At 74.3% G+C, this 22,012-nt stretch carries 16 protein-coding genes and 1 riboswitch; of the genes, 11 read left to right on the top strand and 5 right to left on the bottom strand.

Annotation, left to right across the window (positions count from 1 at the left end; translation table 11 throughout):
• The first annotated feature begins 70 nt into the window (after positions 1-70).
• From ACYVK5_RS14360 to thiD, 4 genes are all read left to right on the top strand, one after another.
• Entirely contained in the window at positions 71-1,222 is a 1,152-nt protein-coding gene (locus ACYVK5_RS14360; RefSeq protein ID WP_460706090.1) for an acyl-CoA dehydrogenase family protein, read from the top strand.
• Between the two features lie 65 nt (positions 1,223-1,287).
• Complete coding sequence (locus tag ACYVK5_RS14355) at positions 1,288-1,797, top strand: MaoC family dehydratase (RefSeq protein ID WP_460706305.1); 510 nt, start codon at positions 1,288-1,290, stop codon at positions 1,795-1,797.
• Positions 1,791-2,711, top strand: a complete 921-nt coding sequence (locus ACYVK5_RS14350; RefSeq protein WP_460706088.1) for an HpcH/HpaI aldolase/citrate lyase family protein — start codon at positions 1,791-1,793, stop codon at positions 2,709-2,711. Before ACYVK5_RS14355 ends, ACYVK5_RS14350 begins: the two co-directional genes overlap by 7 nt.
• Positions 2,712-2,827: 116 nt before the next feature.
• Positions 2,828-2,925, top strand: a riboswitch (TPP riboswitch).
• 100 nt (positions 2,926-3,025) lie between these two features.
• Entirely contained in the window at positions 3,026-3,868 is an 843-nt protein-coding gene (gene thiD, locus ACYVK5_RS14345; protein ID WP_460706086.1) for a bifunctional hydroxymethylpyrimidine kinase/phosphomethylpyrimidine kinase, read from the top strand.
• Between the two features lie 15 nt (positions 3,869-3,883).
• Here thiD and ACYVK5_RS14340 read toward each other — a convergent pair whose 3' ends face one another.
• Both ACYVK5_RS14340 and ACYVK5_RS14335 read right to left on the bottom strand, forming a co-directional pair.
• Positions 3,884-4,462, bottom strand: coding sequence for a hypothetical protein (locus ACYVK5_RS14340; protein WP_460706084.1), 579 nt, complete (start codon positions 4,460-4,462; stop codon positions 3,884-3,886).
• Positions 4,463-4,517: 55 nt separating this feature from the next.
• Positions 4,518-5,285, bottom strand: a complete 768-nt coding sequence (locus ACYVK5_RS14335) for a hypothetical protein (protein WP_460706082.1) — start codon at positions 5,283-5,285, stop codon at positions 4,518-4,520.
• 242 nt (positions 5,286-5,527) lie between these two features.
• Here ACYVK5_RS14335 and ACYVK5_RS14330 point away from each other — a divergent pair, with 242 nt between their 5' ends.
• The 7 genes from ACYVK5_RS14330 to ACYVK5_RS14300 all read left to right on the top strand — a co-directional run bounded on the left by ACYVK5_RS14330 (position 5,528) and on the right by ACYVK5_RS14300 (position 18,380).
• Positions 5,528-7,171, top strand: a complete 1,644-nt coding sequence (locus ACYVK5_RS14330; RefSeq protein ID WP_460706080.1) for a pyridoxal phosphate-dependent decarboxylase family protein — start codon at positions 5,528-5,530, stop codon at positions 7,169-7,171.
• Positions 7,171-8,571, top strand: a complete 1,401-nt coding sequence (locus ACYVK5_RS14325) for a lysine N(6)-hydroxylase/L-ornithine N(5)-oxygenase family protein (protein WP_460706078.1) — start codon at positions 7,171-7,173, stop codon at positions 8,569-8,571. Before ACYVK5_RS14330 ends, ACYVK5_RS14325 begins: the two co-directional genes overlap by 1 nt.
• Complete coding sequence (locus ACYVK5_RS14320) at positions 8,568-11,324, top strand: GNAT family N-acetyltransferase (RefSeq protein WP_460706076.1); 2,757 nt, start codon at positions 8,568-8,570, stop codon at positions 11,322-11,324. The genes ACYVK5_RS14325 and ACYVK5_RS14320 overlap by 4 nt, the downstream gene beginning before the upstream one ends.
• The gene (locus ACYVK5_RS14315) at positions 11,321-13,873 is read left to right on the top strand and encodes a penicillin acylase family protein (protein ID WP_460706074.1); all 2,553 of its coding nucleotides are present in this window, start codon (positions 11,321-11,323) and stop codon (positions 13,871-13,873) included. The genes ACYVK5_RS14320 and ACYVK5_RS14315 overlap by 4 nt, the downstream gene beginning before the upstream one ends.
• Entirely contained in the window at positions 13,857-14,585 is a 729-nt protein-coding gene (locus ACYVK5_RS14310) for a GNAT family N-acetyltransferase (protein ID WP_460706072.1), read from the top strand. The genes ACYVK5_RS14315 and ACYVK5_RS14310 overlap by 17 nt, the downstream gene beginning before the upstream one ends.
• 106 nt (positions 14,586-14,691) lie before the next feature.
• A complete protein-coding gene (locus ACYVK5_RS14305) occupies positions 14,692-16,560 on the top strand; it encodes an ABC transporter ATP-binding protein (protein WP_460706070.1) in 1,869 nt (622 codons plus the stop codon).
• Entirely contained in the window at positions 16,557-18,380 is a 1,824-nt protein-coding gene (locus ACYVK5_RS14300; protein ID WP_460706068.1) for an ABC transporter ATP-binding protein, read from the top strand. The genes ACYVK5_RS14305 and ACYVK5_RS14300 overlap by 4 nt, the downstream gene beginning before the upstream one ends.
• Position 18,381: 1 nt before the next feature.
• Here the strand turns inward: ACYVK5_RS14300 and ACYVK5_RS14295 are convergent, their stop codons facing one another.
• The 3 genes from ACYVK5_RS14295 to ACYVK5_RS14285 form a co-directional block, all read right to left on the bottom strand.
• Positions 18,382-19,347 carry a T6SS immunity protein Tdi1 domain-containing protein gene (locus ACYVK5_RS14295; protein WP_460706066.1) on the bottom strand — a complete coding sequence of 322 codons (966 nt, stop codon included), beginning with the start codon at positions 19,345-19,347 and terminating at the stop codon, positions 18,382-18,384.
• A 147-nt stretch (positions 19,348-19,494) separates the two neighbouring features.
• Entirely contained in the window at positions 19,495-21,018 is a 1,524-nt protein-coding gene (locus ACYVK5_RS14290; protein ID WP_460706064.1) for a lipase maturation factor family protein, read from the bottom strand.
• A 24-nt stretch (positions 21,019-21,042) separates the two neighbouring features.
• Entirely contained in the window at positions 21,043-21,996 is a 954-nt protein-coding gene (locus ACYVK5_RS14285) for a LysR family transcriptional regulator (RefSeq protein WP_460706062.1), read from the bottom strand.
• Between the last annotated feature and the right edge of the window lie 16 nt (positions 21,997-22,012).

Genomic DNA, 22,012 nt, shown 5'->3' with positions numbered 1-22,012 from the left:
TCAGAAGAAGACCCCCGGGCCCGCACACCCCTTGGCGGTCCCGGTCGATCCCGACACCCTGGGAGGAACCATGAAGTACTTGCTCACCGACGAGCAGACCAAGCTGTACGACGAGGTGTGCCGCTTCGCGGACGAGGTGGTCGCGCCGCGCGCCTACGACTACGACACCAAGCGCGAGCTGCCGATCGACATCATCGCCCGGATGGGCGACATGGGGCTGTTCGGCCTGCCGTTCCCCGCCGAGTACGGGGGGCAGGGCAAGGACTACGTGTCGCTGTGCCTGGCCGTGGAGGCGCTCAGCCGCGTGGACCAGTCGATCGGCGTCACGCTGGAGGCGGGCGTCGGGCTCGGCGTCGTTCCGATCTTCCGGCACGGCAGCGAGGAGCAGAAGCGGCGCTGGCTGCCGGACCTGCTGTCCGGGCGGGCGCTGGCCGGGTTCGGGCTGACGGAGGACGAGGCGGGGTCCGACGCCGGCGCCACGCGGACGACTGCCGTGCGCGACGGCGACGAATGGGTCATCAACGGTTCCAAGCAGTTCATCACCAACTCCGGCACGCCGATCACCTCGCTGGTGACCGTCACCGCCGTCACGGGCCGCAAGGAGCACGGCGGCCCGGAGCTGACGTGCTTCGTCGTGCCGACGGGCACGCCGGGGTTCGAGGTGGGGCCCGCCTACGACAAGGTGGGCTGGCACACCTCGGACACCCATCCGCTGACGTTCACCGGCGTGCGCGTGCCGCACTCGGCGATGCTGGGGGAGCAGGGCCGCGGGTACGCGAACTTCCTGCGCGCCCTCGACGAGGGCCGGGTCGCGTTCGCGGCGCTGTGCGCGGGGGCGGCGCTGGGCTGCTACGAGCAGGCGCTCGCCCGGGCCAAGGAGCGCAAGGTGTTCGGCCGGCTGATCGGGGAGAACCAGCACGTCGCGTTCACCCTCGGACGGATGCAGGCGCGCGCCCATTCGGCGCGGCTGGCGTGGATGGACGCGGCGCAGAAGCTCGTGGCGGGTGCCCCGTTCAAGGCGGAGGCGTCGCTGGCCAAGCTCATCGGGTCGGAGGCAGCGATGGACAACGCGCGCGACGCCTCGCAGATCTGGGGCGGGTACGGTTTCCTCAACGAGAACGCCGTGGCCAGGCACTACCGGGACTCGAAGGTGCTGGAGGTCGGCGAGGGAACCACGGAGGTGCAGCTCATGGTGCTGGCCCGGGAGATGGGGTTGCAGTGACGGAGCCGACGACGGAGCGGCCACCGGGCCGCGAGATCCTCCAGCGGGGGCGGTACTTCGAGGAGATGGAGATCGGGGACCGGTACCTGCACCGGCCCGGCCGCACCGCCACCGAGGCCGACGACGTCCAGTTCACCACGCTGACCATGAACGGCCAGCCGCTGCACCTGGACGCGGCGTGGTCGGCGACCCAGCCGTTCGGCCAGCGCCTGATGAACTCGATGTGGACGCTGTCCACGATGGTGGGCCTGTCCACGTGGCAGGTCACGCTCGGCACGCTCGTGGCGAACCTCGGGTTCGAGAGGGTCACGTTCCCGGCGCCGGTGTTCCACGGCGACACGGTGTACGCCGAGACGAACGTGGTGGCCAAGCGGGCCTCCGGCTCCCGGCCGGGCCAGGGGATCGTCACGCTGGAGCACGTGGGCCGCAACCAGGACGACGTCGTCGTGGCACGCGCGGTGCGCAACGGCCTGTTCTGGACGCAGGCGGCGCACGAGGCCGCGGAAGCGGGGGGCGGGCCGGCGCAGGGCTCGGCAGTGCCGGGCGACGTGCCGGACGCGGGGGATCAGTGGTGATTCCGGGACCCGCGCTCCTGTTCTGCCCGGCGGACCGGCCCGACCGGTTCGCCAAGGCCGCGTCCCGGGCGGACGGCGTGATCCTCGACCTCGAGGACGCCGTCGCGCCCGGGGCGCGGCCGGCCGCGCGCGAGGCCCTCGTCGCGGCGGGCCGCGCGGCACGGGGTAGCAGCAGGGTCGGCGGTTCCCGCGGCAGGGATGCGTCCCGTGGCGGCTCCGGCGAGCCGGGGGCCGACGAGGCCCTCGCTCTCGCGCCCGAGCGCACGATCGTGCGCGTCAACCCGCCCGGGACTCCGGATCACGAGCTCGATCTCGCGGCGGTCCGGGCCACGCCGTTCCGCACGGTCATGGTTGCCAAGGCGGACGCGAGCCTGCCGGTGCTGGACGGGCTGGACGTCGTGGCGCTGTGCGAGACGGCGGCCGGTGTCGTGGACGCGGTCGCGCTCGCCCGGCGGGAGGGCGTCGTGGCCCTCATGTGGGGTGCGGAGGACCTGGTTGCCTCCTTGGGGGGTACGTCCAGCCGGTTCGGCCCGGGGGAACGGGATCCGGGGGCGTACCGGGACGTGGCGCGGCATGCCCGGGCGACGGTCCTGCTGGCCGCGGGCGCGGCCGGGAAGCAGGCGATCGACGCGGTCCACCTGGACATCGACGACCTCGACGGCCTGCGCGCGGAGGCCGTGGACGCCGTCGCGTCCGGCTTCGCGGCCACGGCGTGCATCCACCCGAGGCATGTCGGGGTCATCCGGGACGCCTACGCCCCCACCCCGGAGGAGGTGGCGCGTGCCGAGCGGATCCTCGCGGCGGCGGACCACGAGGCCGGGGGAGGCGCGGGGGTGTTCGCGCTGGACGGCGTGATGGTGGACGAGCCCGTCCTGCGCCATGCCCGCGCGGTCCTGGCCCGGGCCGGCGCGTGACGACGCCGGGCTTGCCCCGGTACGGGTGTGCACGTGACCCTGGTGTGATGGATCGGACACGGCGCCGAGCCGGACTTTTGTCGACAAACCAGCCTTCTGCTGCGTAAACTAGGAAAGAAATCGACACGGGGTGCTGCAATCGTGGCAGCTGAGAACACACCCGTCGAACCTGATCCAGGTAGTGCCGGCGAAGGGAATGTCGAGATGCGCGCAACAGGGAATCGTCTCCCGGCCACGGTCATGACGACGGCCATGCCGCTGCCTGCGGCCACGGCGACGGCGGTGGGTGCGGCGGGCGAGCCGGCGGTGGCGTCATGAGAGTCCCGCGCGTGCTGTCGATCGCCGGATCCGACCCGTCGGGCGGGGCGGGAATCCAGGCGGACCTGAAGTCGATCGCCGCCCACGGCGGCTACGGGATGGCCGTGATCACGGCCCTGACCGCGCAGAACACCCAGGGCGTGCGGGCGGTCCACACGCCGCCCGCGGCGTTCGTCGCCCAGCAGCTGGACGCCGTCAGCGACGACATCGAGGTCGACGCGGTCAAGATCGGGATGCTGGGCACGGCGTGCGCGGCCGACGTCGTCGGCGTCTGGCTCGAGCGCGTCCGCCCGCCCGTCGTCGTGCTCGACCCCGTCATGATCGCCACCAGTGGCGACCGCCTGCTGGAGCCGAGGGCGGAGGCGGCGCTGCGGGACCTGCTGTCCCTGGCCGACGTCGTCACCCCGAACATCCCCGAGCTGGCCGTGCTCACCGGCGGGTCCGAGGCCGTCACGTGGGCGCAGGCGCTCGCGCAGGCGCGCGAGGTGGCGTCCGTGCACGACGTGCTGGTCCTGGCCAAGGGCGGCCACCTGCTCGCGTCCGACACGCCGGACGCGCTGGTCTCGGCCCACGGCGAGGTGGCGGGCGTCAGCGGGCCGCGCCTGGTGGCCACCAGCACGCACGGCACGGGGTGCTCCCTGTCCTCGGCGCTGGCGACGCTGCGGGTCGTGACCGGCTCGTGGCCCGAGGCGCTGCGGCGTGCGACGACGTGGTTGCGTGCGGCCATCGCCCGGGGCGAGAGTCTGCGGGTGGGCGGCCCGGGCGGTCACGGCCCGGTGGACCACCTGGGCATGCTCTGGGACGCCGCGGGCGTCCGCGCGCGAGCCCTGGAGTCCTGACCCGCCCGCCGTCCGCTATCCGATGAGGAGGCCGGCGGCCGCGGCGGTCAGGGCGGCCCCGGCGGCGATCCACGCGATGAGCACGTCGCGGCGGGCGCGGGCCTGGACCTGCTCCAGCGCCTGGTGCAGCACGGTGACCTCCTCGCGGGTGGCGGCGAGCTCGCCGACCACCGAGGTGGCCGCCGCATGTGCCGCGGCGGCCTCCTCGCGGGCGGTCCGTGCGTCGGCCCGGGCCCGCTCGGCGGTGATGGCCGCCTGGGACGCGGCGCCGGCGGCCTGGGCGGCGGCTGCCTCGGCTGCCTCTGCGGCGCGGCGCAGGTGCTTGCGGTCCTTGCTCTCGGACGGGGTGGGGGCGTGCACCATCGCGGAGCCGCCGACCCGGGCGCCGTCGGCTCCCGCGGGGTCGCTCATGCCGGCGTCGACGGTGGGCTGGGAGACCGTCGCGTCGCCCGGGTGTCCGGTGTCCGGGTCGTCGGTCCGGGCGAGCTGCGCCTGGACCCCGGCCTTGAGGTCCGCGATGAGGGGCCGGGGATCCCAGGCCATCCGCTGAGGCCTGTGCGCCGCGTGCCGCGGGGAGTCGTCGAGGGGCGCCATGGCGATGAAGGTGCCAGCGCGAACACCGCCCGGGGTGCGCCGGCCGCCTCTCGTCTCAGAGGGCGAACGCCGCTCCGAGGGCGGCCAGTGCCAGCACGACGGCGACGACCGCGACGACGGTGGCCGTGCCCGCCTTCTTCGCCGCACCGGCCGCCGCGTCGCGGGCGGCGGTGGCGGACTTCTCGGCGTCGGCCAGCGATACCGCCAGGCGGGCGAGCTCGTCGCGCTGTGCCTCGGTCTTCTCGCGCAGGCCGGCGATCGCGCGGTCCGCAGCCTCGGTGGCGTCGGTGGTGGCGGTGACCCGCTGCTCGACGTCGTCGATCCGCGCGGCCGCGGTCTCGCGGGCCTCGCGCGTCTCGGCGCGGGCCTCGTCCAGGCCCTGCCGCGCGGCGTCGGCCGTCTCCGCGGCGGCGTCGGCGCGGGCCCGGGCTTGCGCGACGTCCTCGCCGGTGCGGCGGTCGAGCTCGTCGAGCCGGGTCAGGAGCTGGGCGGCGGCGTCGCCACCGGCGGCCGACAGGTCGCGCTTGCCGGTGTCGAGGAAGGCGTCGGCCCAGGTGCGGCGCTTCTTGCCGGTCTTGGTCCGGCGCGGCTCGTCGTCGCCGGCGTGCGCGGCGGCCTCGGCGGCGGCGCGCACGTGCGGCGGGATGTCGACGGACGGCGCCGGGTACTCCTCGGGGTCGCCGGACTGTTCGTCGTCGCGCGCGCCGCTCTCGGAGTCGGGGATCTTGATCGGGGCGGTCAGGAGCTCCCGCAGCCGTTCGATGCGGCCGTCGTCCTCGGTGGCGTCACTGTCGTCAGAGGTGATCTGGCGCTCGTCGCTCATGGGGGAAACGTACCGATCTGGGCGACTCCGCGCGACGTTTCCGCCGTCGTGTCGCGGAATTGGTGCCGGGATCGTCCGCGGGCGTGACGTCCGGCACAGCGCGCGACGGTTGGACATGGGGGAAGTGTCGGCTAACTTAGGTCAGGCATGCCTAACCATTGCCGCGTGGTGCCGGGAGGCCGTCGTGACGGCGGACCGGGGGCGTGCTCGTCCTGTCGGTCCCCATCCGAGGAGCCTCGCGCATGTCCTCAGCCCTGCCCGCAGCAGCCCGCAGCGCCACCACCGTGACGTCGTCGTCCGCCGTTCCCGGCACGAGCCGCACCACCGCGCCGCACGACGGTGCCGCACTGCTGCGCGGCGACACCGCCGCCGACTACGCGCGTGCCACGCGGGCGGTGGTGGACGACGTCGCCCGCCGCGTCGCGGCCGTCAGGCAGCCGTTCAGCGGTGCGGGGCGGGTGGAGCTCGGCGAGCGCTGCGACGCCGTCGATCTCGACGCGCCGGGCATCGGGACCGAGGGTGCGCTGGCCGAGGCGGCCGACCTGTACGCGGGCAACGCGGTGTGGTTCCACCACCCGGCCTACGCCGCGCACCTGAACTGCCCGGTCGCCGTGCCGGCGGTCGCCGCGGACGCGATGGCGTCCGCGATCAACACCTCGCTGGACACCTACGACCAGTCGGGCGCCGCGACCCTCATGGAGCGCCGCCTGGTCGACTGGACGGCGGCGCGCATCGGCTTCCCCGTGGGCCGCGACGAGCGCGGTGAGGCGGCGGGCGCGGACGGGGTGTTCACCTCCGGCGGCACGCAGTCCAACCTGCAGGCGATGTTCCTTGCCCGGCAGCGCGCGCTGGAGGGCCTGCGCGGCGCCGAGCGCGCCGTTGCGCAGTCGCGCCTGCGGATCCTGGCCACGGCGTCGAGCCACTTCTCGGTGGCCAAGTCCGCGCTGCTGCTCGGCCTGTCGGAGGACGCCGTCGTCCCGGTCGACGGGGACGACGACGGCCGCATGGACCCCGACGCGCTCGGCCGCGCCCTGACCGACGTCGCCCGCGCCGGCGACACCGCGATGGCGGTCGTCGCGACCGCCGGCACCACCGACCGCGGCTGCGTCGACCCGATCCTCCCGGTCGCGGACCTCGCCGACGCGACCGGCGCCTGGCTGCACGTGGACGCCGCCTACGGCTGCGGGCTGCTGGTCAGCCCCACCCGGCGCGGGCTGCTGGCCGGCATCGAGCGGGCCCGCAGCGTCACGGTCGACTACCACAAGGCGTTCTTCCAGCCGGTCTCCTCCAGCGCGCTGATCGTGCGCGAGGCCGCCGACATGGCCCGCGGCTCCTGGCACGCCGACTACCTCAACCCCGAGCGGGAGAACGGCGAGCTCAACCCCGACCCGAACCAGGTGGGCAAGTCCCTGCAGACCACCCGCCGGTTCGACGCCCTGAAGCTGTGGGTCACCCTGCGGGCGCTGGGCGCCGACGGCCTGGGGCGGCTGGTCGACGCGACGTACGACCTGGCGGCGGCCGTGCACGCGGACCTTGCCGACGACCCGCAGCTGCGCCTGGTCGCGCGCACCGACCTGTCCACGGTCATGTTCCGCTACGAGCCGGACGGGCTCGCCCCGGAGCACGCCGACGCCCTCGTGTCCCAGGTGCGCCGCGTCCTGTTCGACTCGGGCCGGGCGCTGGTGGCCAAGACGATCGCCGACGGCCGCCCCTGCCTCAAGCTCACCCTGCTCAACCCCGACATGACGCTCGACGACGTGCGCGCCGTCCTGGACCTCGTGCGCTCGGCCGCCCAGGGCCTGCTGGCGGGTGAGGAGCTCGCCGGCCTGGACGTGCCGCCGTGCCGCGACGTCCATCCCCGGCTGACCCGCGAGGAGACCGACTGATGCGCACCTACGACCTGGCCGGGGTCGGAATCGGCCCCATGAACCTCGGGCTCGCCGCGCTCGCCGAGCCCCTCGACGACGTGGACGCCGTCTTCCTCGACCAGCGGCCCGGGTTCTCCTGGCACCCCGGGATGCTCATCGAGGGCACCACGCTCCAGGTGCCGTTCCTCGCCGACCTCGTCACCATGGCCGACCCGACGTCGCCGTACTCGTTCCTGGCCTGGCTCAAGGAGACCGGGCGGCTGTACCAGTTCTACATCCGCGAGTCCTTCTACCCGCTGCGCGCCGAGTACGACGCCTACTGCCGCTGGGCGGCCGGCCGTATCGCCGAGGCCGCCCCGGGGACGCTGCGCTGGGGGCGGCGCGTGACCGCCGTCGCGCACGACGCCGCGGACGACGTCTTCGTCCTGACCGCGCAGATCGCCGGGCCCGACGGCGTGACCGAGGAGAAATACCGTGCCAGGCACCTGGTGCTGGGCACCGGGACGACGCCGCGACTGCCCGCCGAGCTGCGCGACCTGGCAGGAGCCGGGCCCGTGGTGCACACCGGGAACTACCTGCCCAGCCGCGACGCGCTCGCCGCCACGGGCGCCGTGACCGTGGTCGGCAGCGGACAGTCCGCGGGGGAGGTGTACCGCGACCTGCTCGACGGCCTCGCGACCGGGCCCGGCGGCGCCAGCCCCTACCGCCTGGACTGGGTGACGCGCAGCAGCCGCTTCTTCCCCATGGAGTACACCAAGCTCACCCTCGAGATGACCTCGCCCGAGTACACCGACCACTACGTGTCCCTCCCGCAGGACCTGCGCGACCGCCTCGGCCGCGAGCAGCGGAACCTGTACAAGGGCATGAGCGGCGACCTCGTCGACGACATCTACGACACCCTCTACCGCAAGTCGGCTCTCGGGACGACGCTGCCGACAACCCTCCTGTCCGACTGCGAGGTCACCGCCGCCCGCCTCGACCCCGCCGGGGCAGACGGCACCGGCGAGTACGTCCTGACCCTGCGCCACGGCCAGACCGGCCAGGAGACCGAGCACCGCACCCGCGCCGTCGTGGCCGCCACCGGGTACGCACACACCACCCCCGAGTTCCTCGCCCCCGTGCTCGACCGGATCGACCTCGACGCCCGCGGCCGCCTCGTCGTGCGACGCGACTACACCGTGGACGCCGAACGCCGCGTCTTCGTGGCGGGCGGCGAGGAACACACCCACGGCGTCACCGCCCCCGATCTCGGCTTCGCCCCGTGGCGCGCCTCGGTCATCCTCGCCCGCGTCACCGGCCACGAGCCCTACCCGATCGAACGCCGCATCGCGTTCCAGACCTTCGGGCTCCGTTCCCCGGAGCCGGACTGGGACCTGTTGTCCGACACCACCGCCGTCGGCGAGGAGGCAGCGCGATGAGCGACGCGAACAGCACCACGATCTTCCGGGCCGCGACCCGCGTCGGGGAGATGACCGTCGAACCCGTCGACCCCGCCCGCCACGCCGCCCTCCTGCACGACTGGCTCGCCCACCCCGCCTCCCGCTACTGGGAGATGGGCCACCTCACCACCGGCCAGGTCCACGACTACCTCACCGCCGTCACCTCCGACGACGCCCAGAACGGCTGGCTCCTGCGCCGCTCGGGCCAGCCCCTCGCCTACGCCGAGACCTACGACCCCTCCCGCACCGTCCTGGACGGCCTGCCGACCGGCATCCTCGACCACCGGCCCGGCGACCTCGGCATGCACGTCCTGGTCGCGCCACCGCCACCCGCGCAGGGCCCGGAGCCCCGCATCTCCGGCCTCACGGACGCCGTGATGGGCACGGTCATGCGGTTCTGCTTCGCCCCTCCCGCCACGCCCGCGGCGCCCGCCGGTCCCGACGACGACGCCACGCCGACACCCGCCACCACGCCCCGCACGGGTGGCCGCGGCGCCCTGCGCGTCGTCGTCGAACCCGACGCCCGCAACAGCGCGATCCACGCCAAGAACGCCGCCGCCGGATTCCGCGTCCTGCGCGACATCGACCTCGTGACCGACGGCCACGCGAAACGCGCCCGCCTCAGCGTCTGCACCCGCGACGACTTCGACGCCTCCCCCCTCGGCGACGGCACCGGCCCCCTCAGCGCCGAACCTGCCGCACACCTGCGCCCGGCACTCGCCGACGCCGCACACCGGCACCTGGTCGCCAAGGCGCTCGCGGAGTTCACGCACGAGCGCCTGGTCCTGCCGGAGCCTGCGGGGGAGTCCGCCTCCGCGGGCGGTGCCACGGGGGCGGGCGGCGCCGGGACCCGTGGAGCTCGGGCCGGCGGCTCCGCGTTCGAACACGGGTTCGACGCCGCGGCGCGGGCCGTGACGCACGACGAACCCCGCGAGTACGTCCTCGTGCTCGACGCCGCACGACGCCGCCCGGACGGCACAGACGGCACACCCGACGACAGTACGGCGGACGCCACGCCACGCCAGGCCGACGGCGCCGGCCGCGTCACCTACCGGTTCACGGCCCGCCGGTACCTGCTGGAGCACTGGGTGATCGACGAGGCCGGCCTGCGGCGGACCCGCACCGGGCTGGACGGCATCGATCGCCCGGCGCCGGTCGACGTGCTGGAGCTGGTCGCGGAGCTGCAGCCGCTGCTGCGGATCCCGGAGGATCTGCTGCCGGTGTATCTGGAGGAGCTGTCGTCCACGCTGGCCGGGGCGATGGCGAAGCGGGAACGGGAGGCGGTGGGCGCCACGCCGTCGTCGGCGGGCCTGGTGGGCGCGCTGGCCGGGCCGGACGTCGCGGGCGCGTTCCAGGCGGTCGAGTCCGCGATGACGGAGGGCCACCCGGGCTTCGTGGCGAACAACGGGCGGATCGGCTTCTCGCTGTCCGACTACCGCGCCTACGCGCCCGAGCGGGCGGGCCGCCTGCGGCTGATGTGGCTCGCGGCGCGGCGTGAGCACACCCACCTGTCCCTCGGCGCCGGTGAGACCGAGGGTGGGCTGTACGGGACGCCGTCGTCGGGCGGGGAGCTGGCAGGCGCCGAGCGGGCCGCGTTCGCCGACCGGCTGGCCGCGCGTGGCCTGGACCCGGACGACTACCTGTACCTGCCCGTCCACCCGTGGCAGTGGGAGCACCGGGTGGCGATCACGTTCGCCGCCGACGTCGCCCGGGAGGACCTCGTACCTCTGGGCGCGGGCGCCGACGAGTACACGCCGCAGCAGTCGATCCGCACCATGTTCAACACCACCCGCCCGGACCGGCACTACGTGAAGGTCGCCACCGCCATCCAGAACATGGGCTTCCTGCGCGGCCTGTCCCCGACGTACATGCGCGACACCCCGGCGGTCAACGACTGGGTCGCCGGCGTCGTGACCGGTGACGAGACGCTGCGCCGCGCCGGGTTCGGCGTGTTGCGCGAGCTCGCCGCCGTCGGCTACACGGGCGACGTCTACCACCGCACGCGGTTCGGGAACCCGTACCGCAAGATGCTCGCGGCGCTGTGGCGCGAGTCGCCCCTGCCGCGGCTGGCCGAGGGGGAGCGCGTGGCGACCATGGCCGGGCTGCTGCACCGCGACGCGACCGGCACCGCGCTGGCCACGTCCCTGATCCGGGCCTCCGGCCTGGACGCGGAACGCTGGGTGCGGTCCTACCTGGACGCCTACCTCTACCCGCTGGTGCACTGCCTGCTCGCCCACGACCTCGCGTTCATGCCGCACGGCGAGAACCTCGTCCTCGTGCTCCGCGACCACGTCGTCACCAGGGCGTTCATGAAGGACATCGGGGAGGAGGCCGCGGTCCTCGGGCCCCGGCCGCTGCCCGCGCGGATCGAGCGCGTGCGCGCCCTCGTGCCCGACGACGAGAAGGCCCTGGCCGTCTTCACCGACATGTTCGACGGCGTGCTCCGCCACCTGTCCGGCATCCTCGCCGCCGACGGCGCCCTGCCCGCGCACCGCTTCTGGACGCTCGTGGGCGAGGCCGTGGACCGGCACCGCGACGAGCACCCCGGCATCGCCGCCCGCCACGGCCGCGGCATCGGCGTCGACCTGCGCGCCGAGACCTTCGCGCACTCCTGCCTCAACCGGCTCCAGCTGCGCGACACCCGCCACATGGTCGACCTGACCGACCAGGCCTCGTCCCTCATCTACGCGGGACGACTGGCGAACCCGATAGGAGCTACGGTGCCCGCGTGACCCAGACACCCCCCTTCGATCTCTACCGCGACACGCACGGCATCCCCCATGTCCGTGCCGCCACCGAGCAGGCCCTCGCCTACGGGCAGGGCTACGTCACGGCGCTCGACCGCGCCGACCAGATCGAGACCGGCCGCGCCCGCGCCGAAGCGAGACTCGCCGCCCGCACCGGCCCCGACGGCCTCGCCTGGGACCGCTTCGCCGTCCGCGTCCGCCTCGCCGACACCGCACGGCGCACCGCGGACGCACTCGCCCCACCCGAACGCGAATGGCTCGCCGCCTACGCTCGCGGCGTCAACGCCGGCCTCGCCACCAGGAGGGACGACGCCGGCGCCGGCGGAGACCCCGCCGGAGGAGGCGGAGCGAGCGACGGCCCCTGGCAGCCGTGGACACCGATCGGGATGTTCCTCGTCGACCACGTCCTGTTCAACGGGTTCCCCGCCGTGCTCTGGCGCGACCACGTCGCCCGCACCCTCGGACCCCGGTTCCCCGACGTCCCGCCCGCGACCCTCGCCACCTGGTTCGCGGCCGACGGCGGCCCCGGCGCGGGCAGCGCCTCCGGCTCCAACGCCTGGGCCGTCGCCCCGGACGCGACGACGTCGGGCAGCCCCCTCCTCGCGGGCGACCCGCACCGCATCCTGGAACTGCCCGGCACCTACCAGCAGATCAGGCTCGCCTGCACCGCACAGGGCGGGAACGACGACGAGGTCGCGTACGACGTCGTCGGCCTCGCCTTCCCCGGCGTACCCGGCGTCCAGCACTTCGGGTACGCCCTGACCGACGGCGGCACCGGCGTCGCCACGACCGGCGTCGCCTGGGGCATCACCAACGCCATGGCCCACCACGTGGAGGTCTTCGAGGAGCGGCTCCGCCGAGCCCCCGACGGCGGCTGGGAGGCCCAGGGCCCCGACGGCTGGGAACCGGCGGCCGGCGGGCGCGAGACGATCGAGATCCGCGACACCGACGGCGAAGCCGCCGAACGCGGGAGTGCCGGCGGCGACCACGGCACCACCGGCGGCGAGGGAGCCGCCAGCCGACACCGGCGACCCCCGGAGCGGGAAACCGTCCCGTGGATCGAGACCCCGCGCGGCGTCTGGGCCGCCACCCGGGAGGACTCCCGCCCCGGCCACGCCCCACGCCAGTTCACCATCCGCTGGCCCGTACGCATCCTGGCCGACGCCGGCGTACCCACCTGGCGCCGCCTCCTGCGCTCACGATCCGCCCGCGACGTCGCCACCGCGTTCGCCGACGGCTGGGTCGACCCCGTCAACCGCGTCCTCACCGCCGACTCCACGGGCGAAATCCTCAGCCTCACCGCCGGCCGGGTCGCCCACCGCGACCCCGACGAACGCGTCCTGCCCGTCCCGGCATGGACCGACGCCGCCCGCCCACGCCCCTGGACGCGCCTCCCCGTACCCGAGCCCGTGACGTCCGGCATCGCCGTCGACGCCAACGAACGCCCGGCCGCGGCGTCGGACGTGACGACCGGCACCACCGGCTCCACCACACCGGGCACCGACGACGGACAACGAACCGACCGTCCACGCGACCGCCGCCGGCACCGCGAAACCCACGCACTCGGCTGGTCCTACGCCCCCTACCGCGCCGACCGGATCCGCGAACTCCTCGCCGACCCGCCCCCCGCCCGCGAGTCACCCGACACCCAGCACCGCATCCACGCCGACGTCACCAGCCGCGCAGCACTCGACCTCATGGCCCGGCTCGGCACCCCGCCGCAACTCCGCCCCTGGGCACAGGCCGGCGCGCCGATGGACGCCGACAGCCCCGACGCCGCCACCTTCACCCGATGGCGCGACGCACTCGTCCAGCACCTCGCGAACGACCCCCGCCTGCACGCCCTGCGCACCACCGGATCGCCCTACGGCGAGATCTTCGACCCCTGGTTCGTCCCCGAGGTCGCCATCGGATTCGGCCTCCTGCGGCTCCTGGACGCCCTGAACCCCGACACCGAGAACCTCCCGGACGTGAACTCCCCGGACACGGAGACCCCGCAGGCCCACGACACGACGCAGACCCACGTCGCGACGCACCCCGCACCCGACGACACACCCGGCCCCGGCCACACCAGCACGGACACACCCCGCCCCGACCAGCACGGCGCTCGCGGCGGCACCCCCACCACCTGGGGCGACCTGCACACCCTCACCCCGGTCCGCCTCCCCGGCGGCCCCGAACTGGCCTTCCCCGCCGCACCCGTCTCCGGCGACAACGACACCGTCCGGTGCACCGGCAGCACACCAGGGCTGACACCGCAGGGCGCTCGCGGATCGGTGGCGCGCTGGATCTGGGACCTCGCGGACCGCCGCGCGAGCCGCTGGGTGGTGCCGTTCGGCGCGAGCGGCGTGCCCGGCGACCCGCACGTCGCCGACCAGCACGAGACCTGGGCGGCCGGCGGCACGATCCCCGTCGAGACCGACTGGGACCGGCTGACGCCGGTCGACCTGAGCCGCGTGCTCCAGCGACCGTCCGCGGGGACCGGTCGGAGGGGGACCGAACCGAGAAGGAAGACACATGGACAACCTGACTGACGCGGCCCCGGAGCACGAACCGGGTGCGGCCCCGGACGAGACCCCTGCCCCGCCGTCGGCCGAGCCGCCGGACGGTACCCCGGTCCACCCGTCGGACACCCCACGGCCCGGGTCCCACCAGCGGCTCCTGCACGGCCCCCGCGGCGCGGAGGTATGGCGGACGACGACGCCGCGTGGCGTGATCGCCGCGCACGTGCTGGACCCGGTGGCGGACCTCGACGTCCTGCACACCTGGGTGACCGAGCCGCGCGCCCGGTTCTGGGGCCTGGGCGAGCTGACGCGCGACGAGCTGCGCGAGACGTACGAGTTCGTCGACTCCCTGCCCACGCACAACGCCTACCTGGTGCGCTGGGACGGCATCCCGGTCGCGCTCGTGCAGGCGTACCACCCGGAGGACGACCCGGTGGCCACGGCCTACCCCGTCGCCGAGGGCGATCTCGGCCTGCACTTCTTCCGGGCGCCCGCGCTCCCGGAGCACGCCGGCGGGGGAGCGGAGAGCTGGGCGGTGCTGGGTTCGGCGCTGACGGGCTTCCTCTTCGCGGGACCGGGTACGCGGCGGCTGATCGGGGAGCCGGACGCGAACAACGCGGCCGCGCTCGCCCGGATGACCATGTTCGGCTTCGAAGCGGGCGAGCGCGTCCACTTCGAGTCCCCGAACGGCCCCAAGGACGCGGTGATGGCGTACCTGACCCGGGAGCGGGCGGGGCTCTAGGGAGCCCGATGTCCACCCCCGGCTCGACGAATAAAAGTGTGCCAAGCGCGGAGCGCCGACTGTTCGCCCGGGCAAATGACTTGCCTCCGGTGAGATAATTGCCGCGATGCCAAATGACCCCACAGGTACCCCCCTGTCCACGTTCGCATCGATTCGACGCCTCTTTCCGTACGTCCGCTCCGCCATTCCGCCGCTGACCGGCGGCCTGCTGTCCGCCCTCGGCGCGAGCCTCGCGGCGCTGGCGATCCCGCATGTGCTGCAGTACGTCGTGGACGGCCCGCTGACCCGGGGCGTCGCGACGCGCGACTGGACCGGGCTCGCCTGGTCCGTGGCGCTCGTGCTCGCGTTCGGGCTGGCCGAGGTGGGCCTGGTGGCGCTGCGCCGCAACCTCGTCATGTTCCCGGGCACCCGCGTCGAGCACACGATGCGTATGGCGATGTTCCGCCACCTCCAGGACCTGCCCGCCGCGTTCCACGACACGTGGCCCGGCGGCCAGCTGCTCTCCCGCGTCATGGGGGACCTGGGACTGCTGCGTCGCTGGCTGGTGTTCGGCCTGCTGCAGCTCGTGCTGAACGTCTGCACCATCGCCGTCGGCGTGGGCGTGCTGGTCGCGACGGCGGGCTGGCTCGGGCTGATCTACCTCGCCGGCGCCCTGCCGGTGGTCGTGATCGTGTACCGCTTCTCCCGCAGGTACCGCGTCATCTCGCGCCGTTCCCAGGACCAGTCCGGCGACCTCGCCACCACCGTCGAGGAGTCGGTCCACGGCATCCGCGTGCTCAAGGCGTTCGGCCGGGGGCACGACGCGCTGCACTCGTTCACCGGCCAGGCCGACACGCTGCGCCGCACGGAGCTGCACAAGGCGTCCGTCGACGCCCGCCTCATGGCCGCCCTCACCCTCATCCCCGAGGTCACGCTGGGCGTCTGCCTCGTGCTCGGCGTCTGGCTGGCCGGCACCGGGCAGATGACCGTCGGCGACCTGGTGCTGTTCTTCGCCACGACCGCCGTCGTCAACGGGCCCGTCGTCGACCTCGGCATGAGCCTGTCCATGACGATCAACGCCCGTAGCGCCGTCGACCGCTACTTCGAGGTCATGGAGACCGCGCCCGGCCTCACCGACCCCGAGCACCCCGCGACGCTGCCCGCCGGCCGGCGCGGCGACGTCGCCCTGCGGGACGTGGCCTTCGCCTACCCCGACGCCGGTCGCGGGGCCCGCCCCGTCCTGGAGCACGTCGACCTCGACCTGCCCGCCGGGACGACGACGGCCCTGGTGGGCCTCACCGGCTCCGGCAAGTCCACCCTCGCGATGCTCGTCCCGCGCATCTACGACGTCACCGGCGGCCAGGTGCTGCTCGACGGCGTCGACGTGCGCGACCTGACCCGCCACGACCTGCGCGGGCACGTCGCCGTCGCGTTCGAGGACCCCACCCTGTTCTCCGCCTCCGTCCGGGAGAACGTCCTGCTCGGCGTCCCCGAGTCCGGCCCCGACGCCGTCGACGAGGCCGAACGCACCCGCCGCCTGCACGAGGCCCTCGAGGTCGCCCAGGCGGGGTTCGTCCACGACCTGCCCGACGGCGTCGAGACCCGCATCGGCGAGGAAGGCCTCTCCCTGTCGGGCGGCCAGCGCCAGCGACTGGCCCTCGCGCGCGCCATCGCCGCCCGCCCCCGCGTCCTCGTGCTCGACGACCCGCTCTCCGCGCTCGACGTCACCACCGAGGAGGCCGTCACCCACCGCCTGGCGGAGGTTCTGCGCGGCACCACCACCCTCGTGATCGCCCACCGTCCCTCCACCGTGGCCCTCGCCGACCGGGTCGCCGTCCTCGAGGGCGGCCGCATCACCGCCGTCGGACCCCACAGCGAACTGCTCGCCACGAACGCCCACTACCGCCACGTCATTTCCAGCCTCGAGGAGGACTACGTGTCGCACGACCGGCCCGGCCCGTCCGCCGCCCCCGCCGACGAGGAGGTGAGCGCATGAGCGCGCCCGCGGACCGGCGTCGTCCCACGGACGCCGCGCACGACGACGAGACCCGCTTCGACCGCGTCACCTCCCGCGCCGTACGCCGCCGTTCCATCGCGCTGCTCGGTGACCTCCTGCGCCCGCACGTCCGCCTGCTCGCCCTGGCGGCCGTGCTGGTCACCCTCTCCAGCGCCGCGCAGGTCGCCGGTCCCTGGCTGGTCTCCCTGGCGATCGACGACGCCCTGCCCGCCCTGCCCGGCGACGTCGTCCCCCTCGCCGCGGTCGGCGGCGCCTACCTGGCCGCCGCCGTGCTCGCCGGCATCGCGATCGGCGCCTACCGCCGCGTCGCCGCCAGGATCGCCCAGAACGTCCTCCTCGACCTGCGGCGCCGCGTCTTCCGCCAGACCCAGCGCCTCAGCCTCGAGTTCCACGAGTCCTACACCTCGGGGCGGATCATCTCCCGCCAGACCAGCGACCTCGAGGCCCTGCGCGAGCTGCTCGACGGCGGCCTCGTGGGCGTCATCTCGTCACTGCTGGTCATGCTGTTCACCGCCGTCGGGCTGACGATCATCGACCCGCTGTCCGGGCTGCTGCTCATGACCGGGCTCGTTCCCGCCTGGTTCCTCATGCGCTGGTTCCGCAAGCACTCGCAGATCGCCTACCGCGAGCAGCGCACCTGGTCCGCGCGCCTCATCGTGAAGTTCGTCGAGACGATGACCGGCATCCGCGCGGTCCAGGCGTTCAACCGCGAGGCCACCACGGAGCAGGACTACGGCCGGATCGGCCAGGCGTACCGCGACGCCAACCTCCGCATCTTCGGGATCAACGGGCGCTTCGCCCCGGGACTGCTGCTCATCGGCAACGTGACCGTCGTCCTGGCGCTGGCCGCGGGCGGCTGGCGGGTGCTGGAGGGCACCCTGGCGGTCGGCGTACTGGTGGCAGTGCTGCTGTACGTGAAGCGGTTCTTCGCGCCGATCCAGCAGATCGCGATGTTCTACAACGCGTTCCAGTCCGCGGCGGCCGCGCTCGAGAAGGTGTCGGGGCTGCTGGCGGAGGAACCCACCGTCGTCGAGCCCGCCGACCCCGCCGACCTGCCCGCACCGCGCGGCGAGCTGCGGCTGGACGGCGTGCGCTTCGGCTACGGCGACGGCCCCGTCGTGCTGCCCGGCCTCGACCTGACGATCCCCGCCGGGCAGACCGTGGCGCTGGTGGGCAGCACCGGCGCCGGCAAGTCGACGATCGCGAAGCTGGTGACCCGGTTCTACGACGCGACCGGCGGGCACGTCCTGGTCGACGGCGTCGACATCCGCGACATCGCCTCGCCGGTGCTGCGCCGCCACGTGGTGATGGTGACGCAGGAGGCGTACCTGTTCAGCGGGTCGGTGGCGGAGAACATCGCGCTCGGGCGGCCCGCCGCCACCCGCGCGGAGATCGAGGCGGCGGCCCGCGCCGTAGGCGTCCACGAATTCGTCACGAGCCTGCCGGACGGCTACGACACCGAGGTGAACAAGCGCGGCGGGCGGGTGTCGGCGGGGCAGCGGCAGCTGCTGTCGTTCGCGCGCGCGTTCCTGGCCGACCCGACGGTGCTGGTGCTCGACGAGGCGACGTCGTCCCTGGACCTGCCCGGGGAACGGCTCGTGCAGCGCGGCCTGCAGTCGCTGCTCGCGGACCGCACGGCGATCATCATCGCGCACCGGCTGTCGACCGTGGAGATCGCGGACCGCGTGCTCGTGCTGGAGGGCGGCGAGGTCGTGGAGGACGGCACCCCCGAGGAGCTCGTGGACGACGGCGGCCGGTTCGCCGCGCTGAACGCGGCGTGGCAGGACTCGCTGGTCTGACTCAGGCGAAGTGCCGCGCCCGCGACGTGGCCGGCGCCGCCGGGTAGGAGCCCGTCAGGGTCGTCTCCGGCGGGACGTGCGACGGCGGCGCCCAGGCCGGGAGGGGCTCGGGCACGGCGCGCGCGGTCGTCGCGGAGGGGGTCGCCGGCGCGGGGGCGCGGTGCGCGCCGCGGGCGGGCGGCGTCGCGGAGCGCGAGGGCGCGTCGTAGGTGGTGGGTACGGGGTTGCGCGGCTGCGTGTCGGAGAGGTCCGGTGCGAGGGTGTTCGGCGGCGCCTGGTACGCGGGTGCCGGGTTGCGGGGCGCGGGCGCCTGAGGCGTCGGCGTGGACCACGTCTGCGGCGTGTAGGGCCGGGGTGTGTACGGCTCGTGCGGGACATACCCGGCCGCTGGTGTCACCGGGGCCGGGGCCGGGGCCGGGGCCTGCGGCGTGGGCGCGGACCAGGCGCGCGGCGTGTACGGCTCGGGCGTGGCGTGTGCCGCCGGGCGCGCGGAGTGCTGTGCGGAGTACTGCCCGTGCGTCGGCGCGGCCGGCAGCGCCGGGGTCGCGGCGATGCGCAGCTCCTGGTGGATGCGGCCGGAGAGGCTCGCGGCGATCGCGAAGCGCAGCGGGGCGAGGTTCTCCACCGCCATCGACCCGGTCACGGCGGGCGGGGGGACGAAGGCGAAGACCTCGTCGTCGGCGAGGCCCATGCCGCGCTGCTCGGCCTGGTGCAGGGTCTCCTCCAGCAGGTACTCCGCGCGGCCGTCCGGCGATTCGAGCTCCCCGAACATCTCGTCCATGGAGTGCCACCGCATCTCGAGCGTGCCCTCGACGGTGTCGAGGAACCACCATCCCGCCGGCGACTGCAGGAAGATGTCACCGAAGCACGAGGCGAACCGGGGCACCTGATCGGTGACGCCGAGCCAGCTCCACGAGGCGAGAGCGAAGTCGTAGGCGACGGGGGTGAACTCTCGGATCAGGTGCACCCTTCGATGTTGCCATGATCACACTCCGAAAAAAAGGACTGCGACGGACATATCTCTTATGGCCGAAACCTTTTACAGGAGCGTGACACGTTGGCGGAGCCCACAGTGTGCGCCGGAACTCCGGGATGGTACGAACAGCGCCGCGTTCTACCTGGTGAGGCGGCCGGCACGCATCGGCTGCACGACGACGCGCGGTGCCTCGCGTGTCCACCAGTGCCCGGTCGCGGCGCGCTCGGCGGGGGTCGTGTACCGGTAGCGCCAGGCGACGGCGCGGACCCAGCGGGGACGCTCGCCGTCGAAGGGGTCCGTGCGCAGCAGGCGGAGCGTGGGAGCGTCGGCCTCCAGGAGGCGGCGCAGCAGCACGACGAACCAGTCCGAGGAGTGGCCCAGGGGCAGGAACCACATCTGCCAGTCGAGCCGCAGGTGGTACGGCGCCCACTGCGGCGGGCGGCGCGCCGGGTCACCGGGCTTGCCGCGGAACTGGTACTCCCGCCACGCGGCCGGGCTGCCGTCCGGTGCCCGCGACGCCTCGCCGGGCTCCTCGGCGAGCGTGCCCTCGACGACGATCTCGATCCGCCGCTTCGTCATCGACCCGAAGGCCCCGTAGGCGTTGACGAGCCGGAACGGCTCGAACGAGGCGTTCATGCGCTGGTACGGGGAGGCGAGATTGAGCGCCGGCCGGACCGACAGGACGGCCAGCAGCAGCATCGCGGCGCTGACCACGGCCACGTAGGCCACGGGCACGGCGGCGCCGGGCACGGCCGCCCCGGACGTCCCTGCGACGGCGGTCACGGGCAGCCCCGTCCAGCCGAGCAGCCACTCCCACGTGCCGTCCGAGACGACACCGAGCCCGAGCAGGATCGTGGCCCAGTTGAGCCACGCGAAGTTCCCGGTGACCACGAGCCAGCCCTGCGTCAGGACGACGGCGAGACCCGCCACCGACGCGAACGGCTGGGGCAGGAGGAGCAGCCACGGCAGCCCGAGCTGCGTCACGTGGTTCCCGGCCACCTCGACCCGGTGCCACCAGCGCGGCAGGTGGTGCGCGTGCCAGGAGAACGGGCCCGGCATCGGCTGCGTCTCGTGGTGGTAGTCGAGCGCCGTCAGGTCGCGCCAGGCGGGGTCGCCGCGCCACTTGATGAGCCCGGCGCCGAGCTCGATGCGGAACAGGAGCCAGCGCACGGCCAGGATCGTGAGGACCGGCGTCGCGACGCCGTCGGACATGCCGAACGCACCCGGCGAGCCCAGGAACGCGACCACGAACCCGGCCTCGCACAGCAGCGTCTCCCAGCCGAACCCGTAGAACCGCCCGCCGGCGTTCACCACGGACAGGTAGCCGAACCACAGTGCGCCGAAGCAGAGCATCGGCACCCACCAGTCCCCGGCCTGCGGCAGCCCGGCGGCGGCCGCCGCGCCCAGCGTGATCCCGCACCACGCGACGGCCACGAGGAGCCGGTCGGAGTAGCGCACGCGGAACAGGCTCGGGCCGTCGCGCCAGGTCGTGGCAGACAGCCGGCGGGGTGCGGGGATGAGTCCGTGCTCCCCGCACAGGGGGCGGAACTGGCGCAGCACGCCCCAGAACGCGACGACGTAGAGGGCGCCGAACCCGCGCTGGAGCACCTGCCGCGCCACGTCGTAGTCGGTGGTGGTCCACCAGGTCAGCCAGTCGGGCATGGCGGCGCTCCCCGGACTCGCGCGTCAGGAGACCGCGGCGAGCTGATCCTCGTCGGCGAAGCGCTGCCCGACGGCGGCCAGCCGCGCGATGAGCTCGCGCGCGGGCGGCGTGGGCGCGCCGATGGTGAGCGCCATGATCCGCCGGATGGCACCGGGTAGGGGAGCGGTCACCACACCCGGGTCCCGGTGCGCGCGCAGCGTGAGCGCGGGAACCGTGCTGACCCCGGCTCCCGAGGCGACGAGCGCCTGGATGGCGACGTAGTCGTCCGTCTCGAACGCGATGCGGGGGGCGAATCCGGCCTGGGCGCAGCGGGCCAGGAGGTCGGCGCGACAACGTTCGCAGCCGGCGATCCACTCGGCGTCGGCCAGGGTGGCGAGGGGCGGCGCGTCGCAGACTCCGTCGGCGGCGTCCGCGGGCGCGTCGGCGACCGAGCGCACGAGGTGCACGGGTTCGTCGAAGACGTCGGTCACCTCGAAGCGGGACAGGTCCTCGATGCTGCGGGTGTGCTTGACGTCGGTGTGCTCGAAGACGAGGGCGACGTCGACCTTCCCGGCGCGCAGCGCGTCGACGGCCTCCGGCGGCTCGGCCTCGAGCAGGCTGACGGCCAGCCCCGGGAGGTCGGTGCGCAGGTTCGCGACGGCGGCGGGGACGATCGTGGCGAGCGCGGAGGGGAACGCGGCGAGGCGGGCGCGGCCGGCGCGCATCTCGGCGAGGGCCTCCAGTTCGCGGGCGGCGCCGTCCACGCGGGCCAGGATCTCCTCGGCGCGGTCCGCCAGGAGCCGGCCGGCCTCGGTGAGCCGGACGCCGCGCCCGGCGCGCTGCAGCAGGGGGATCCCGGCCTCGGACTCGAGCCGGGACAGGTGGTGGCTGACGGATGGCTGCGCGTAGCCGAGCACGCGGGCCGCGGAGGTCACGGAGCCGGTGCGCGCGACGGCGGCGAGGACGCGCAGCCGGGTCAGATCGAGGTCTGCGGGCATGGCACCAGCCTACGCC

The sequence above is a fragment of the Myceligenerans halotolerans genome (assembly GCF_054782975.1).
This window is presented reverse-complemented; position numbering and strand designations above follow the sequence as displayed.

Excerpts from the sequence above, each read along its gene's own strand:
- ACYVK5_RS14330 (WP_460706080.1), top strand. The coding sequence starts at position 5,528 with ATGTCCTCAGCCCTGCCCGCAGCAGCCCGCAGCGCCACCACCGTGACG.
- ACYVK5_RS14290 (WP_460706064.1), bottom strand. The coding sequence starts at position 21,018 with ATGCCCGACTGGCTGACCTGGTGGACCACCACCGACTACGACGTGGCG.
- ACYVK5_RS14355 (WP_460706305.1), top strand. The coding sequence starts at position 1,288 with ATGGAGATCGGGGACCGGTACCTGCACCGGCCCGGCCGCACCGCCACC.
- ACYVK5_RS14300 (WP_460706068.1), top strand. The coding sequence starts at position 16,557 with ATGAGCGCGCCCGCGGACCGGCGTCGTCCCACGGACGCCGCGCACGAC.
- ACYVK5_RS14340 (WP_460706084.1), bottom strand. The coding sequence starts at position 4,462 with ATGGCGCCCCTCGACGACTCCCCGCGGCACGCGGCGCACAGGCCTCAG.
- thiD (WP_460706086.1), top strand. The coding sequence starts at position 3,026 with ATGAGAGTCCCGCGCGTGCTGTCGATCGCCGGATCCGACCCGTCGGGC.
- ACYVK5_RS14285 (WP_460706062.1), bottom strand. The coding sequence starts at position 21,996 with ATGCCCGCAGACCTCGATCTGACCCGGCTGCGCGTCCTCGCCGCCGTC.
- ACYVK5_RS14305 (WP_460706070.1), top strand. The coding sequence starts at position 14,692 with ATGCCAAATGACCCCACAGGTACCCCCCTGTCCACGTTCGCATCGATT.
- ACYVK5_RS14310 (WP_460706072.1), top strand. The coding sequence starts at position 13,857 with ATGGACAACCTGACTGACGCGGCCCCGGAGCACGAACCGGGTGCGGCC.
- ACYVK5_RS14360 (WP_460706090.1), top strand. The coding sequence starts at position 71 with ATGAAGTACTTGCTCACCGACGAGCAGACCAAGCTGTACGACGAGGTG.
- ACYVK5_RS14320 (WP_460706076.1), top strand. The coding sequence starts at position 8,568 with ATGAGCGACGCGAACAGCACCACGATCTTCCGGGCCGCGACCCGCGTC.
- ACYVK5_RS14325 (WP_460706078.1), top strand. The coding sequence starts at position 7,171 with ATGCGCACCTACGACCTGGCCGGGGTCGGAATCGGCCCCATGAACCTC.
- ACYVK5_RS14335 (WP_460706082.1), bottom strand. The coding sequence starts at position 5,285 with ATGAGCGACGAGCGCCAGATCACCTCTGACGACAGTGACGCCACCGAG.